11 protein-coding genes are annotated in these 16,601 nt (G+C 68.7%); all 11 read left to right on the top strand.

Annotated elements, in window-relative coordinates; all coding sequences use genetic code 11:
- Positions 1-4: 4 nt before the first annotated feature.
- The 11 genes from WC969_12395 to WC969_12345 all read left to right on the top strand — a co-directional run bounded on the left by WC969_12395 (position 5) and on the right by WC969_12345 (position 16,319).
- Positions 5-1,372, top strand: coding sequence for a hypothetical protein (locus tag WC969_12395; GenBank protein MFA6030648.1), 1,368 nt, complete (start codon positions 5-7; stop codon positions 1,370-1,372).
- Positions 1,369-1,746 carry a hypothetical protein gene (locus tag WC969_12390; protein MFA6030647.1) on the top strand — a complete coding sequence of 126 codons (378 nt, stop codon included), beginning with the start codon at positions 1,369-1,371 and terminating at the stop codon, positions 1,744-1,746. The genes WC969_12395 and WC969_12390 overlap by 4 nt, the downstream gene beginning before the upstream one ends.
- Entirely contained in the window at positions 1,743-2,879 is a 1,137-nt protein-coding gene (locus tag WC969_12385) for a hypothetical protein (protein MFA6030646.1), read from the top strand. Before WC969_12390 ends, WC969_12385 begins: the two co-directional genes overlap by 4 nt.
- 110 nt (positions 2,880-2,989) lie before the next feature.
- The gene (locus WC969_12380) at positions 2,990-3,412 is read left to right on the top strand and encodes a hypothetical protein (GenBank protein MFA6030645.1); all 423 of its coding nucleotides are present in this window, start codon (positions 2,990-2,992) and stop codon (positions 3,410-3,412) included.
- Positions 3,409-4,221: a response regulator transcription factor gene (locus WC969_12375; GenBank protein ID MFA6030644.1), complete on the top strand. Its 813-nt coding sequence runs from the start codon at positions 3,409-3,411 to the stop codon at positions 4,219-4,221. The genes WC969_12380 and WC969_12375 overlap by 4 nt, the downstream gene beginning before the upstream one ends.
- Before the next feature lies 1 nt (position 4,222).
- Positions 4,223-4,603, top strand: coding sequence for a response regulator transcription factor (locus tag WC969_12370; protein ID MFA6030643.1), 381 nt, complete (start codon positions 4,223-4,225; stop codon positions 4,601-4,603).
- 39 nt (positions 4,604-4,642) lie between these two features.
- On the top strand, positions 4,643-6,664 hold the full coding sequence (locus WC969_12365) for an ATP-binding protein (protein ID MFA6030642.1): 2,022 nt from the start codon (positions 4,643-4,645) through the stop codon (positions 6,662-6,664).
- Positions 6,661-7,794 (top strand): ATP-binding protein, encoded by a 1,134-nt coding sequence (locus WC969_12360; GenBank protein MFA6030641.1) that lies wholly within the window; start codon positions 6,661-6,663, stop codon positions 7,792-7,794. The genes WC969_12365 and WC969_12360 overlap by 4 nt, the downstream gene beginning before the upstream one ends.
- A 53-nt stretch (positions 7,795-7,847) precedes the next feature.
- Entirely contained in the window at positions 7,848-8,525 is a 678-nt protein-coding gene (locus WC969_12355; GenBank protein ID MFA6030640.1) for a response regulator transcription factor, read from the top strand.
- A gap of 466 nt (positions 8,526-8,991) precedes the next feature.
- On the top strand, positions 8,992-10,179 hold the full coding sequence (locus WC969_12350; GenBank protein ID MFA6030639.1) for a hypothetical protein: 1,188 nt from the start codon (positions 8,992-8,994) through the stop codon (positions 10,177-10,179).
- Positions 10,176-16,319, top strand: a complete 6,144-nt coding sequence (locus WC969_12345; GenBank protein MFA6030638.1) for a S8 family serine peptidase — start codon at positions 10,176-10,178, stop codon at positions 16,317-16,319. The genes WC969_12350 and WC969_12345 overlap by 4 nt, the downstream gene beginning before the upstream one ends.
- Positions 16,320-16,601 lie beyond the last annotated feature (282 nt).

The raw sequence follows: 16,601 nt of genomic DNA, 5'->3' as shown, positions 1-16,601 counted from the left end.
AGACATGGCGCCCGAAACGAGGAGGCTCTCGAGGACGTTCGCCGCGGCCGCGCTCTGCGCGCTGGTCCTCGCCGCGCCGACCCAGGCCAAGAAGGACGAGGCCGCCGCGCCCACCGTCGAGGGGCTCTTCCTCGACTTCTCCAAGACCCAGCTCGGGACGCTCAGCACCAACGAGGCGAAGAAGAAGTACCTCTACACGATCCAGCTCGAGAAGTCGCGGATGATGCACCGGCTGCTGCGCACCGTCTACGAGAACGCCTACGAGCTCTACCGGCAGGGCGATTTCGACGGCTCGCGCGAGCTCACCGCGAAGATCCTCGCGATGGACCCGGCCTTCCAGGACGCGGCCATACTCCACCGGGCCTCCATCGAGCTCGACGGAGCTCCCAAAGCCCGGCTCTCCGAGCGGCGCCTCGTCGAGGACCGCTTCGAGGAGGGCATGGCCCTCTACCGGCAGGGCCGGCTCGTCGAGGCCTCCCAGCGCTGGGAGGAGGCCGTGAAGCTCGCCCCCGGCAACCTCAAGGCCCGCTATTGGCTGCGCAAGACGCGCAGCGAGCTGGCCGACGAGCACTTCCGGCGGGGGCAGAAGGCCTATCAGCTCCACCGCATGCGCGAGGCCCTCGACCAGTGGTACTCGGCGCTCGTCCTCAATCCCAAGTACCCGCGCCTCGTGGCCACCATCTCCCGCGTCGAGTCGGAGCTGCGGCGGCAGGAAGCCAACGACAAGCTCCAGCAGGCGCTCGGCCTCTACGGGCAGGGGCAGAGCGAGGGCGCGCTCAAGCTCCTCGACGAGGTGCTCCAGATCGAGCCCGGCGAGGCCAAGGCCCAGAAGCTCATCGGCGAGATCAAGCTCGAGATCGCCAACCAGCACGTGGCCGAGGGCCGCGAGAGCTACAAGGACAAGCAGTACAAGAAGGCCGTGGAGTCCTGGAACAAGGCCGTCGACTACGGCTACGACCCGCGCCGCGCCAACCTCCTCATCGCCCGGGCCAAGGAGCAGATGCAGAAGGACGCCGACCTCCGCAAACGCAAGGCCGAGGACGCCAAGCGCGCCGCCGCCGACGAGGAGCGCCGCCGCAAGGAGGAGGAGGAGGACGCCAAGCGCCGCGAGGAGGAGGAGGCCTCGAAGAAGAAGCTCAGCGCCGAACCCTCCGCCGACGAGGCCGCCAAGACCGCGGCGCCCGCGCCGAGCAACGAGGAGAACAAGAAGACCGCCATCAAGCACTGGAACCAGGGGCTCGTCTCCTACCAGAAGGGCGACTACACGAAGGCGCGCGACGAATGGCGCCTCTGCACCCAGTTCGATCCCTCCAACTCCGACTGCTCGGCGGGCCTGCAGCGCATCGACCAGACCTACGGAGGCGGACCGTGAGCGGGGAGGGGAGCCTGCCCAGGGGGATCTGGTACGCCACCGCCGGCTTCGCCGTCCTCACGGCGGTCGCCCTCGTCGTCGGCCTGCGCGTCGGCTCGCGCGTCATCCACGACGGCTCGCTCGACGGCCCGCCCGCGGCGGAGAAGCCGGCGGCCGCCGCTCCGGCCTTCACGCCCGCGCCTGCGCCGGCCCCGGCCGACGACCGGACCGCGGCGCAGCACTGGAACGACGGGCTCCTCGCCTACCAGCGCGGCGACTACGCCAAGGCCCGCGACGAGTGGAAGGCCTGCGTCGACGCCGCGCCGGAGAACGCGGACTGCGCCGCGGGCCTGAGCCGCATCGACGGGCTCTATCCGTCGGGGCAAGGGAAATGAAGCTCGCGACCAAGTGGTTCCTCTGGTACCTCTCCATCGGCATCTACGTCATGTGCCTCGGCGGCATCTTCTACTACAACCTGTTCAAGTGGACTTTCGACGAGAAGCTCAAGCAGGAGGCCATCGACCTGGTCAAAGCGCAGGCCTATCAGCTCATCCGCGGCTTGAGCGAGCGCCAGAGCTCGATCAAGATGGAGGAGTACCAGATCGTCAGCGAGGGCATCGCCAAGGACGAGCGCGTCGCGGCGCTCGTCTACTTCAACCGCTACGGCGAGGTGCGCTGGTTCAAGGACCCCAACTACATCGGCAAGCCTTTCGACGAGTTCACCAAGGCCATCCCGCTGCCCACCGATTCCGTCGAGCAGGCCTACCTCTCGAAGACCCCGAAGGTCCGGGCCGTCCCGGGCCAGCCGCTCTACGAGATCGCGATCCCCCTGGCCGTGCGCGGGGAGGTCGTGGGCATCGTGGACATGCAGGTCTCGCGCGAGAGCGTGCAGGAGGTCATCGGGCAGGCGATGCGCAAGTACGTGCTCGGCGCCATCGGCGTGCTGTTCCTGCTCGGCATCCCGCTCTATTTCTTCCTCCACCATTTCGTGATCAACCCCCTGCTCCACCTGCGCGACGCCGTCGAGGCCATCTCCTTCAAGAACCTCGACCTCAAGTTCCCGCCCCGGAAGGACGAGGTGGGAGACGTCGCCGGAGTGGTCGCGGTCTTCCTGCAGAAGGTGAAGGCCGACCGGGCGAACACGATGGTGCGCGAGAAGCAGCGCGGCGTGGCCGAGCAGCGCTGGTGGCAGTCCATCCTCACGACGATCGTCGCCAAGGCGCACCGGGCCATCGTCGTCGACGAGGACAACACCGTCCTCTACACCAACTTCCCGGTCGCCGCGACGAGCGACCCCAACGCGCGCCTGCACCTCCTCGACGTCATCGACAGCCAGCAGCAGGACGTCCTGCGCCTGGTCGGCGTCGCCCTCGACCGTCCCAACCAGGTCGTCGAGACCGACACGATGTTCCGCCAGGAGGCCTGCCACGTCCGCGCCGTCCACCTCGAGGAGGAGGGGGAGCTGCGCCGGACGCTCATCCTCTTCGAGCCCAAGAAGGCCGGTTCCCCCGGCATGCCCATGGTTTAGGCGTTTCCGGGGGCTGGGGGCGCCTATATACATCCTTATAGCCCTCTTGCGGAACGGGCGATTAACTGCTAAAAACAGGCGCAGGCAGAACATCCTCGTTCCGGGGGAATATGAGCTATAACATCCGCCGCATCGATCCGTTCTGGAAGGCCAGCCCCGTCGTCCTCGCGGTCGCCATCATCGGCGCCGTCATCGCCATGTTCGGCTACACCAAGGGCAACATGCTCATCGCGGGCGTGGGCGCTCTGGCGATGGCCGTGGGCGTCCTTCTCGCCGCCAAGCCGGCCCTCTCCCTCGTGCTGGGCTGCCTCGGCCTCTTCGGCGGGCTGGTCACCTTCGTCCTGATGCCCAACATGCAGACCGCCGACATGTCGCTGCCCATGAAGCTGCTCTCGACGCTCCTGTTCACCGTGCTCTACATGGTGCTCATGGACGCGCTCGTGCTCGTGGTCGCGGCCCTCTACAACTTCTTCGGCGGCACCCTCGGCGGGATCACGGTGGAGTTCGAAGGCGGGCAAGCGGAAGGGGAATGAGAGTCAACATCGTCTGCGCCGCGCGCGACCCGAACCGGGCCGGCGTGCTGCTGGAGACGCTCAGCCGCAACGGCTACGTCCTCACCGTCGTGCAGCGGGCCAAGGAGGTGCACGGCCTGCTCGCGCAGCGCGGCTGCGACCTGCTGCTCGTCGGACAGACCCTCACCGACGAGGACGGGCTCGCGCTCGTCAAGACGCTGCGCTCCCGCGGACCGACGCGGCAGCTCCCCATCGTGGCCCTCGTGGACCCCGTGGCGGCGCCTTCCTCGGGCAACGACCCCGTGCTGCTGCGGCGCCTGCCCGCGTACGGCTCGCCGGGCCAGCCCGCGCGCGCCACGGCTCCGGCCTTCGCCGGCGCGGCGGCCGGGGGCTCGAAGACCTCGCTGCGCCTGGCCTTCTTCCAGGCCGGCGCCGACGAGTGCCTCTCCCTCGACCAGGACGTGGCCGAGTGCCTGGCCCGCGTCAAGGCCGTGCTCAGCCGCGTCCTGACCAAGCCCCAGGAAGAGGTCGTCCGCATGGGGCCCATCGAGCTCAACCTCACGAGCTACACCCTCAAGGTCAGCGGCAAGAACGTGCCGCTCACCTCCAAGGAGCTCGATCTGCTCTACGTCTTCCTGAGCTCCCCCAACCGGGTGCTCAGCCGGCCCTACCTCATCGAACGCGTCTGGGGCTACAACTACTTCGGCTCGCCGCGCACCGTGGACGTCCACGTGCGGCGCCTGCGCGAGAAGCTCGGCAAGGCCGCGAAGCTCATCACGACCGTGCCGTGCGTCGGCTATAAGCTCATCCCGCCGGGGTCGGAGGTCTGACATGAACGCCGCCACGAAGCTCCTGATCATCGACGACGACGCCCATCTCAGTGAGAGCCTCGCCGAGGTCCTCGACATGGAGGGCTTCGAGTGCGTCCAGGCGGCCACGGCGAAGGACGGCATCGACGCCGCCCGCAAGCACAAGCCGAAGGTCGTCATCATGGACATCCAGCTGCCCGATTCCAGCGGCTTCCAGATCCTCCAGACTCTGCGCAAGGACTCCCGGGAGACCATCCTCATCATGATGACCGGGCGCTTCCTCTCCGCGGAGGAGAAGACACAGGGCTTCCAGCTCGGCGCGGACGAATACATCACCAAGCCCTTCGACCTGCAGGAGCTGACGGTCCGCATCCGCCAGCTGCTCTCCCGGGGGCGCGCCTAGCCGCTGAAGGACGTCGGTCCGACATCGTAGGAGAGGGCCATGGCGTCGACGGCCGTCCGGCGGGGAAGACTCGCCTATAAGTTCATCTTCTGGTTCCTCATGATCTCCATCGCGCCCATCGCGGTGGTGGGGTGGCAGCTCGTCACCATCTCCCAGAACGTCCTCAAGGAAGAATCGATCCGGAACCAGGAGTCCCAGGCCGTCGGCTTCTCCGAGACCGTCTACAACTACATCACGACCTTCAAGAACGTGCTCGCGGTCGCCTCGCGCCTGGAAGGGTTCTCGACGATGGACCCGGTCCAGCAGCAGCGGCACCTCAACCGCGTCATGCAGCAGCATGCCGCCTTCCTCGAGCTCTCGGTCTTCGACCTCAACGGCAAGGAGACGCTGCGCATGGGGCGCTTCCTCGGACCCGAGCCCGAGATGCGCGACTTCTCCGAGCAGACCTCCTTCCAGATCGCCCAGCAGGCCGGCGAGTACGTCGGCGCGCTCGAGCGCTTCCAGGGCCTCTACCCGACGCTGACCATCGCCGTCCTCATCCGCGAGACCAACCCCGCGCTCGCGGGCGCGCTCCAGCGCAAGGGCGTGCTCGTCGGAAAGATCTCGCTCAACGGCCTCTCCCAGATGCTCCACCAGCAGTTCCCCGAGAAGAGCCGCATGGAGGCCAGCGTCGTCGCCGTCGACGGCTTCCTCGTCGCGCACTCCAACCCCAGCGAGGCCTGGCGCCAGAACGCCCGCATGCCCAAGGAGATCCTCGACGTCATCACGACGCAGGTCTCCGAGAAGGGCGGGGGGCGCATCGAGCTCAAGGACGGCACCGCCGTGCTCGGCTCCTACGCCATCGTCAAGGACCTGGGCTGGGCCGTCTACATCCAGCAGCCGCTCGAGACCGCCTACCTCGCCGCCCACGAGATGCGCCGGCAGATCTACCGCGTCATCTTCTGGGTCATCGGGGTGACCATCCTGCTCTCGCTGGCCGTCGCCAGCCACATCACCCAGCCCATCCGCGCGCTCAAGCAGGCCGCCGACCGCCTCAAGGCCGGGCAGTTCGAGGACCTGCCGGAGATGATCACCACCAACGACGAGATCGGCGACCTCGCCCAGTCCTTCGTGCAGATGAGCGATTCCCTCAAGGAGAAGACGGGGGAGCTCGTGCACGCGAAGGAGGAGCTCGAGAAGTTCACGAAGTTCCTCGAGAAGCGCGTCGAAGCGCGCACCCGCGAGCTCAAGGCCGCCCAGGACGAGCTCATCAAGAAGGAGCGGCTCGCCGCGATCGGACAGATGGCCTCGGTCGTCGGCCATGAGATCCGCAACCCTCTGGCCGTCATCAACAATTCGACCTTCTTCATCAAGACCAAGCTGGCGAAGTCCGGCGTCCCCACGGACCCCAAGGTCGAGAAGCACATCTCGATCATCGAGAGCGAGATCAAGCAGGCCAACAGCATCATCAGCGAGATCCTCACCTACTCGCGCAGCCGCGAGATGAAGTGCGAGGTCATGTCGCTCAATCATTTCCTCGACGAGCTGCTCTCGATCTACCCCTTCCCCTCGCACATCGAGATCGTCAAGAACCTCGACGCGCGCGACCCCATCGTCGACATCGACCAGGACGAGATGCGTCAGGCGCTGCGCAACCTCATCGGCAACGGCGTCGAGGTCATGCCCAACGGCGGCCGGGTGACGCTGACCAGCGAGGTCGTCGACCGCGAGTGGGTGCGCGTCGACGTCTCCGACACCGGCAGCGGCATCCCGCCCGACATCCTCGAGAAGGTGTTCGCCCCGTTCTTCACGACCAAGGCCCGCGGCACGGGCCTCGGGCTCGCCGTCGTGCGCAAGGTCATCGATCGTCATCAAGGCAAGGTCGACGTCGAAAGCACGGTCGGGAAGGGCACGACCTTCAAGATCTTCCTGCCGCTGGCCAACAAGGGCGCGAACCCCGCGCCCTCCCAGGGCTCCGCCGGCGCTCCCGCGGCGCCGCCCCCCGCGCCCGCTCCTTCTCCCGCGCCCGCTCCGGAGAGCGCGCGCGTCATCCCGCAGACCCAGACGAGACCCACTTCATGAACGCCAAGATCCTTTGTGTCGACGACGACGCGCACCTGCGCGAGAGCATCCGCGACAACCTCGAGCTCGAGGGCTACACCGTCGCGGAGGCCGGTTCCGGCGGGGAGGCGATGAAGGCGGTCGTCACCGACTTCTTCGACGTCATCCTCATGGACTACAACCTCCCCGATTCGACGGGTATCGAGGTCATCCGCCAGATCCGCAAGGTCAACACCGACAGCCAGATCCTGATGCTGACGGCGCACGCCTCGCTGGACACGGCGCTCAAGGCCATCCAGGAGTCGGTCTACGACTTCCACGTGAAGCCCGTGGACTTCGACCACCTCAAGCGCGTCATCTCCAAGGCCATCGAGAACCTCCGCCTCCAGCAGGACAAGAAGCGGCTCGTCGAGGACCTTCGCCGCGCCAACGAGCAGCTCCTCTACCTCTCGAACATGAAGTCGAAGTTCCTCTCGATGTCGTCGCACGACCTCTCCAACTCGCTGATGACGCTCCAGGTCTCCTTCGAGATGCTCCAGCAGAGCCTCAAGCCGACCGAGGAGCAGAAGAAGCGGATCAACTACATCTCGAGCGGGATCTCGCAGCTCTCGCGTCTCATCGAGGACCTCGTGGACTGGGCCTCGATCGAGCAGGGCAAGTTCCGCCTCGAGAAGACCCCGCTCGCGCCCGCGAAGCTCGTCGAGGAGCTCCTCGGCGGACCGCAGGCGAAGGCGCAGCAGCGCGGCATCACGCTCAAAGCGGAGATCTCCCCGTCGCTGCCGACCATCGAGGCCGACCGACGGCGCCTGAGCCAGGTGGTCAACAACCTGCTCGAGAACGCGCTGCGCCACACTTCGAAGGGGGGGGCCGTCACCCTCCTCGTCGAGTCCAAGGGCACGGAGGTCCAGTTCGCGGTCCGCGACACCGGCGAGGGCATCGCACCGGCGGACCTGCAGAAGATCTTCGAGAGCTTCTATCAGACGAGCGGCGGGAACCAGGGCCGCCTCGGCCTCGGGCTCTCCATCTCCAAGGAGATCCTCCAGAGCCACGGCGGCCGCATCTGGGTGGAGTCGCCGGGCCTGGGGCAGGGAGCGACGTTCTACTTCACCGTCCCGGCGCAGAAGGAGAAGCGCGAGAAGGAGAAAAAGTAGAAGAAGGCGGCGCTTTTTTGATATCGTAGCGCCAGCCGTCCAACGGAGGGAGAATGGCAGGCAAGAAGAGACTCACGGTCCTCATCGCCGACGATCAGACGCTTTTCCGCGAGGGCATCAAGGACCTGCTCGAGAACGAGAAGTCCATCGAGGTCGTCGGGGAGGCCGGCGACGGCAACGAGGCCGTCCGCATGGCCAAGAAGCTCAAGCCCAACGTCATCCTCATGGACATCAAGCTCCCGCACATGGACGGCGTCAGCGCGACGCGGCAGATCCGCAAGGAGTGCCCCGACACCAACGTGCTGATCCTCTCCTCCTACGAGGACGAGGCGCACGTCATGGAGTCCATCCAGGCCGGCGCCAACGGCTACCTCTCCAAGATGCTCCCGGCCTCCGAGCTCGTCAACGCGCTCAAGACCTTCGCCAACGAGGGCGTGATGATCCCCCAGCCGGTCATGGGGAAGCTCATCCAGGGGCTGCGCCAGATGTCGAGCGCGACCGCCGAAGCCACGCTCGTGGCTCTGACCAAGACCGAGATCCGCGTCCTCGCGCTGCTCGGCCGCGGCCAGTCGAACAAGGAGATCGCCGCGACGCTCGGCTGCAGCGTCAAGACGGTCAAGAACCACCTCAACAGCATCTTCCAGAAGCTGGACGTCAGCAACCGGACCGAGGCGGTGGTCAAGGGCATCGAGATGGGCATCATCTCTGCCGAGGAGAGCGCCGCCCGCTAGGCGGAAGACTCCCCCGGGCACGGGACCCGACGCCGCAAGGCGTCGGGTCCCGTGTTTTATGGAGTTTGCAGGTCTCTTCCGGACGAATAACGCTTTCTCTTTTGACCATTCCCGGTTTTGGGCCTATAGGGGCCGGGGGGGGTAGGCCCTTTACCCGCTCCTCCTTGGGACCCCCGGCACAGGCGGCCGGGGGGGGCTCCCGGTACAATAGGGGGGAACGGGGGTGGTCTGTCCCCCGGATGGAGAAGAGATGAGAAAGCACGGAAGAGCCGGGCAGCGGGCGGATGGGCTCCCGCGTTGGGCCGTTCCCGTTTCCCTGGAGCGGCCGAAGGTCCATCTTCAATCCAGCGACGACGGACAGGCGTTCCTCTGGCGCATCGGACGGGCCCCCGCGGCCGGGACGGCGCGCTAAGTGAGATCCCATCGGGCGGGACCCCGCGTCCTGCGGTCCGCCCGAGCCGCGGCATTGCTTCTCGCCCTCTGCCCCGCGGCGGCCGCTTTCGGAGCCAACCCCACGATGTCCGACGACTTCACGGGCATCATGACCTGGCTGACGAAGCAGACGGCCGAAGGACTGGCCTTCAACGCCGGCTCCACCTTCGATCCTCCCAACGAGATGAAGGTCTGGCGCATGCAGCCGGACATCAGCTTCGGCATCGGCGTGCTCCCCTACGACAAGACGGTGTTCCCGGCGATGCACGTGCAGGCCCTCGCCGACAAGAACCCCGGCGCGATGCTGCCCGACAAGGTCGCCTTCCCGAACCTGACCACTCACCTGCGCCTCGGGCTGCCCGGCCGCATGGACCTCGGACTGCGCCTCGTGAACGTCACCATCCCCAAGGGCTACCGCCTCAGCGAATCCACGAAGGGCGACGGGCAGATCAACACCGTCGGCGTATCCGTGCGCAAACACTTCTTCGGCGGCGGCCGGCCGACCCTGAGCCTCACGGGCGCCTTCAACCGCGTCTACGGGCTCTTCAACTTCCGCAACGAGTTCAAGGACGTCGAGCTCACTCCGGGCTTCATCGCGAGCAGCGTCAACACCGGCCGCCTCGAATGGGACGTCCGCAGCTACGGCATGAACGCGACGCTCAGCCAGACCTACGGGCACTGGACGCCGTTCTTCGGCATGGGCCTCAACCACATGGTCGGCTCCGTCTACGGGCACCTGCGCGCCGACTGGCAGACGCCGCTCATCTCGCCCTCCTATGGCGAGGCCAGCGGCAAGCCCGAACCCTATCAGGGGCGCCTGATCTTCGGCGCCCAGCACGACGGCGCCTTCCCGAGCTACTTCGTCAACTGCGAGGTCAAGGCGATGGGGACGCAGGCCTTCCGGGGCTTCGTCCTGATGGCGGGCGTCGCGGCCCCCTTCCGCATCGGCGCCGGCAGCGCGAAGCTCTCCAAGCACAACCCCCATGCCCTGGAGTTCGAGCGCCACGAGCTGGCGCTCAAGAGCTCCGAGGACCGGGAGCCGGCGGGGAAAGCGGTCCAGCGGTCGCTGCGCTCCGGCTGGGTGCCGGAGAAGGAGAGCCGCTCCCTGCGCCTTCCGCGCGTGAGTCCGGAAAGCGGCCGCCGCTACCGCGCCGCCGAGACGCCGACCGAGGAGCCGAGCGTCCCCGGCCAGAGCGCGCCCGATTTCTTCTTCGTCCGATGATGAAACGAGCCCTCGCCGTCCTGCTCGCCGCTCTGATGACCGCCCTGGCCCCGGGGTTCGGTCCTTACGAGCTGCTCGCCCAGCAGGTCGTCGCGGCGCCGGCCGCCCAGGGCGTCCAGGTCCCGGTCGTCCCGGTCCTGCCGGTCGGGGTCGGGGCCGTCCAGGGCGCCCTGACGGGGAACTCCTCCCTGAACGCTTCCGCGGTCCTTCCCGCGCTCTCGCCTCTCCCGGTCGTCTCCGCCGCGCCCTCCGTGCGGACCTCCGCGGCCGCCTCGGAGGCTTCCCTTCCGGCCGTTCGGGTCCCGGCCGCCGCGGCCTCCGTTCCCGGCGCCGTGGTCCCCGTCGCCGCGGCCGTCGTCCCCGCGCGCGCCGTCGCGGTCGTCCCGGGGAAGGTCCTCCCGGCGGAGTTCAAGGACGCCGTCGGGAACTCCGCGGCGACCGCGGCCGCCGCGCAGGAGCCCGTCCGCCGCTCCCTGCTCTCCAGTCTGAGGCTGCCTTCCCTCCTGGGCTTCCTGCGGTCCGGCGCGGGCGTCGAGGAGTCCCGCCGCCTGGCCGAGACCGAGTTCGTCCGCCGCGCCGGCGGCGCGGACGCCGCGGACGCCGGCGCACTCGCGGGCGCCGTCGAGGGCTCCGCCGCGTCCGTTCCCTCCGCCGTTTCTCTGCGTCCCGGCCTCTCCGGGAAGGAAGCCCCCGCCGCTTCGACCCCGGCGCCGCAGACGCATCCAGTCCTACGCGCCGCGGATCCCGAGGCGAAGGCCCGCTACCGCTGGGCTTTCTTCCCGATCGTCATGGCCGCGCTCACAGCGGCGCTCTGCGCGGCCTCCGTCGGCGTCCCGCTGTTCTCCGGCTGGGCCGCGGTGCACGTGCTCTCGACCGCCTCGCTGCAGAGCTTCTGGGCCGCGCTCGTCGGAGAGCTCGTCGTCGACGCCTCCGCGGTCATCGCGACGCTCTCCGGCCTCGCGACCGCCGCGCTGGCCGCCTGGGGCGTCTACGACCTCGCGACCTTCGCCTGGACCGTGACGCGCGGCGGCCAGGTGAGCGACGAGCAGTTCTGGATCTTTGCGAAGGAGCATCTGCAGTCGATGGGCCTGCACCCGAGCGTCATCTCGGGCCTCCTGGGCTACGCTCCGGGGCGCGGCATCCTCAAGGTCTATCGTCCGGCGGGCGGGCGCTTCAGCGGCTTCGCCTTCGGCCTCACCCAGGGCGGCTCCATCTACATGCGTCCCGAGCTCGCGTGCTTCCCCTGGCTCTTCCGGGCCGCCCTCAAGCACGAGCTCAGCCACTTCCTCGGCCGCGGCTCGCGCGCTCCGCCCGCGCCGCGCTCGGGCCTCGGCGGCTTCTTCCATTACATGGTGGACGAGGCCCACGCGCGCATCAGCGAGCTCGCTTCGAGCCGCACGCTGCGCGAGATGCGCATGCCGGTGCTCGACCGCGTCCTGCGCGAGGCCCAGATCTCCCTGCGTCTGCGGTCCCCCTACGACGTGCTCCTCCTCTCCCCATCTTCCGACGAACTGCTCGATCCGTCCCTCTACCGCGAGCTCTCGGACGGGAAGGCCCGCGTACACGGGCTCTGGGAAGTCGAAGGGGAGAAGGGCGCCGAGCTCCGCTGGATGGACGGCCTCGCCGTCCCCACGGAGAAGAACGCCGTCCCCGCGGGCCCCTCGGCGCTCCGCCGCCTCCTCAACGATCGCCTCAAGCAGAGCGGCCGCTACCGCGTGGTCGTTCTTCCCGGGATGCACGCGACCCTCCCGCAGGCGGGCACCTACGACCAGATCAAGCTCGAGCAGGCCATCAAGCTCCTCGACGAGATCTACACCCTCTCCCTGAAGAACAAGACGGGAGAGGAGGAGGGCTTCCGGCCCGGCGGGCCCGAGGCCCGGCGCCTGCAGGCGCTGGCCGACAACGCCGGCGTGCGGGTCGACCGGAACCGGATGCAGTCCAGCGACGGGGTCGAAGAAGTCCTCTCCCAGCTCAAGTACGAATACGCCCAGACCCGCATCGAGGGGCTCCCCCTCGTCGACACGCTGAAGGCGGCCTACGACGCCCTCGAGGACCGCGGCGTCGTCCTCATGCCCTTCGCCGAAGGGGACCCGGGGGTGACGACGGTCGAGCGCATCCTGCGCGCCTGGGTCGGACGCCAGGAGGGTTCCTTCCAGGTCCGCCGCGTGGACCTCGCCGAGGGCGGGCACGTCCTCGTCGCGCGCAAGCTCGAGCCCCGCGTGAACCTCTGGCTGACCCTCCCGCAGGGCGCCTCCCGCATCCGGGTCTCCGAGACCAACCTCGACACGGACCCCGAGGCCATGTCCCAGGACGACGTGATGCGCCTGCTCGGCTTCTCCGATAAGGACATGAAGGTCTTCCAGCGGGCGGGGCTGCGCGTGCGCCACGTGTTCGGCGACGACGTCGGCCAGCAGCGCATCTACGTCAGCGTGCTCAAGCCCTTCTCCAAATTCCTCAAGCGCTACACGAGCTCCGACGGGGCGCGCCTCACCGCTTCCCAGGGCGGCTACCGCCTGCATCTCATCGAGAGCGGCACGCTCCAGAACGTGAACCCGGTCTGGAAGCTCCGCATCCGCGGCGAGGGCGGGCGCATCTACGACATCGACACCGGCCTCGACACGACGCACCCCGACTTCGCCGACCGCCTGCTCAAGTGCATCGATTTCGTCAACGAAGGCCCCGAGGACTGGATCGGCCACGGCACGCACAAGGCCGGCATCTCCTACGCCAACGGCACGATCTACAAGGGCATGGCCCCGGCGGCCGAGGGCCGCATGGGCAAGGTCTTCTCCCAGTCCGGCTTCGGCGCCTCCGACGGCGACATCATGGCCGCCGCGGTCGACGCGATGAAGTGGGGCGCGGACGTCATCAGCCTCAGTCTCGGCAGCCCCGGCTCCTCCGACTCCCCGCTCGCCGAGTTCTTCTCCAAGCTCATGGAGAAGAAGAACGAGGCCGGCGAGTCCCCCATCGGGACCGGCTCGGCCGGGAACTCGGGGCCCTTCAACCGCACGCTGAGCCAGCCCTCGGTCGGCGCCAACATGATCGCCGTCGCCGCGGCCGCCAAGAGCCTCGACGACGGGGTCCCCGAGATCGCCTTCTACTCCTCCGTCGGGCCCGCGGCCGACAACCGCTACGGCGGACTGCGCCGCCTGCGCATGAAGCCCGAACTCACCGCGCTCGGCGGCGACGTCACGACTCCTCCCGGCGCCACGGACGTCTACGCCCACGGCATCGAATCGGTGAAGTCCAAGGACATGCCCGCCGGACCCTCCGACGCGAAGGACGGCCGTCACACCCGCATGTCGGGGACCTCGATGTCGAACCCGCAGGTCGCCGGCATCGCGCTCCTCGTCAAGCAGGCGGTGAAGGCCGGCCTCGACAAGGCCTCCGCGGCGTATGCCTGGTTCATGGAGCACCTCCCGTTCTCCATCAAGATGGTCCTCATGCGCTCGTCGGTCGATATGCGCGTCCCGGTCTTCTTCCAGGGCGCCGGCTTCGTCGACGCGATGGGGGCGGTGAAGCTCGCCGTCGAGACCTTCGGCGCGGCGCTCGGCCTGGCGCCCCTGCGGATGCTGCGCACGATGGCCGCCGCCGCGGGCCTCGCCGCGGCCCCCGCGCAGGCGCAGGAGGCCTCCTGGGCCTGGCTCGAGCGCGTCGCCGGGGTGCAGGCGCTCGAGGACAAGGCCTATCAGGAGGCCGAGACCGCTCGTCAGAACGTCATCGAGAAGGCGCGCCAGCAGGTCGCCGCCGCGGAGAATCCCGAGGATCCCGCCCCGCCCGAGAAGGATGAGGGCGAGACGAACTCCCCCGAGGCGCAGGCCGCGCTGCAGAAGCGCTTCAACGAGGTCCGCGCGGAGGTCGCCCCGGCGCTGCGCTCGGCCCTGACCGACCCCGTCTGGCTGGTGCGCTTCTACGCGGCGTTCGCGCTGCTCAACCTGAAGTCCCCGGAGGCCGCGCTCGACCTCGTCGACGCGGCGCTCAACGACGACGACGGGCGCGTCCGGCAGATGGCCTTCCTCGCGCTCGCCGAGACGCCGAGCTACGCGGCCGACGAGCTCCTGCGCAAGGCCGTCTCCGACGCCCGCGCCGACGTGGGAGTCTACGCGGCCTACGCGCTCGCGCGCCACGGCGACGCCTCCCACCTCGACCGCATCCACCTGGAGATGCAGAACGCGGACAAGAAGGTCCGCTTCACCGCGGCCTGGGTCGCCGGCCAGATCGGGAGCCGCGCCACGACCCTGACCTCCGACGCGCTGGCGAACCGGATCGGCAAGGAGGACGAGCGCGGGAACATCCGGCACCTCGCGGCCGCCTCGCTCACCGAGATCGTCAACATCAACTCCGCCGCGGTCTCCGACAACGCCGTCGTCGCGATGCTCGACGCCTCCGGGCCCCAGAACTTCGCGCTCACCCGCACGATCTCGAAGTTCTTCAAGACCGCGACCCGCCTCAACGTGTTCAAGGCGCGGCTCAAGGCCGACCCTCTGCACGGGCCGGTCGCCGCCTTCATACAGAAGCACAAGGCCGCCGCGGCCAAGCCCGGCGCGCTCGGAGAGATGGTCCAACTGCTCGCCCGCATCCTCAACGTCCCGCTCGACCTGCCGACCCCCGCCCCCGACAAGGGAGGAGCCGGCGTCGCCGGCGTGGACCCGAACCTCGGGCCCATCCACCTGCTCGTCGAGATGCCGAAGACGGCGGCGCTCAAGGGCGCGGCCGCGCCGCGCATCGAGCGCTACCGCGACTACCGCAGCGAGCCGCTGAAGGCCGAGAACGCCTCGACCGCCGACTTCGGCCTCGAGCCGCAGCTCCTCGGACGCTTCGAGGCCCGCCTCCAGGTCGCGATGCCCGTCTCCCAGACGGTCTGGGTCAACATCCCGGAGAGCAGGGTCGTCGCCTTCATCGCCGAGCTCGAATCGAAGGGCTTCCGCGTGCGGCGCGCCAAGCCGGTCTATGGCCTCGTCCACGAGACCGGCCCGATGTCGGGGATGCCGGAGATCCGGAAGCAGGGAGGCCCGACCGGCAAGGGCGTGCTCGTCGCCTACCTCGACGAGGGCGGCGACACCGCGCACCCGGCCCTCGGGGCCGACCGCATCAAGTTCAAGAGCAACTTCTCCGGCGAGGGCGGCGTCGCGGAGGTCGAGACCGAGAGCATCGGGCACGGCACGCACGGGATGGGCATCGTCGGCGCGCGCAGCGTCGACGGCTCCCCCTACGTCGGCATGGCCCCCGACGTCGACTTCGCCGTCGGCAAGGTGCTCGGCGCCAACGGCGGCACCGATGCGATGGTCATGGCCGGGATGGAGTGGGCCGCGAGCCTCGTGGAGGACCCGCTCAAGACCCCGGTGCTCGTCAACATGAGCCTCGGCGGGCCCGGCACTCCCGAGGACCCGCTGAGCCTGCTCGTCAACAAGCTGCGCCTTCGGAACATCACGGTGGTCGCGGCCGCCGGCAACGAGGGCCCCGGCGAGGACACCATCGGGGCGCCCGCCGCGGCCGCGCTCGCCATCCGCGTGGGCGCGGCCGACAAGAAGAAGAACCTGACCTTCTACTCCTCGCGCGGCGTGCCCGGCAAGCTCGACATCTCCTGGGTGGACTTCGGCGGCGGCGTCTCCTTCGGCCTCCCGAACCCCTACGAGATCGTCTCGACGCTCGCGACCCGGCTCGCCCAGAGTCTCGCGGACGCGCCGACCACCGAGCAGTGGAAAGGCCAGCCGCTTTACCAGTACATGTCGGGCACCTCCATGGCGGCGCCGCACAGCACAGGCAAGCTCGCGGCGCTCATCGAGCGCATGGCCGCCGTCATGAAGGAGAAGTTCGGCTCCCTGCCCGACGGCTACAGCTTCTTCCTCGAGGGCATCGTGCGCGACACCGCGGACCCGATGTTCGGCAAGTCCTACGAGGTCGGCGCCGGGCTCTACAACGAGACGAAGGCGCTGGCGGCGCTCGACGAGGCGCTCAAGGACCCCGCGAAGGTGAAGGCGGAGTCCGAGGCCCTGATGGCGCGGGCGCGCGCGCAGTACGGCGACCAGCCTTCGAAGCCGGCCGAGGGGAAGAAGGTCAACCCCTTCAAGGCCGCGGCGCTCGTCGTGCGCGACTGGATCCTGCCGTCGATGGCCTTCTTCGCCTTCCCTCTGCGCTGAAGGACCCGGCCCTCCCTGCGCGAAGCGCCGCGCTCGGAAGGCCTCACGCTCTCCGTCTTCTTCCGCTTCCCGGGGCTGGTCTCGGACGGCCGCCTGCTCGCGCTCGGCTCCGGCGGCTGGCTCGCGAAAGGGCTGCCGCTCGAGGCGATCGCCGACTAGGAGTCCGTCCGAGTAATAGCGTGCGTTTTGGGGGCCCAGCTTCGGATTGGATGCAAGGAGCGACGAGCGAGCATAGCTGAAGCTATGTGAGCGAGGAGCGACGCCGCAGACGGCCGAAGATGG

This window comes from Elusimicrobiota bacterium, from assembly GCA_041660925.1.
Classification (GTDB): domain Bacteria; phylum Elusimicrobiota; class Elusimicrobia; order UBA1565; family UBA1565; genus JBAZUV01.
Note: the sequence above shows the minus strand (reverse complement) of the source record. Positions and strands in the feature narration are given on the sequence as shown.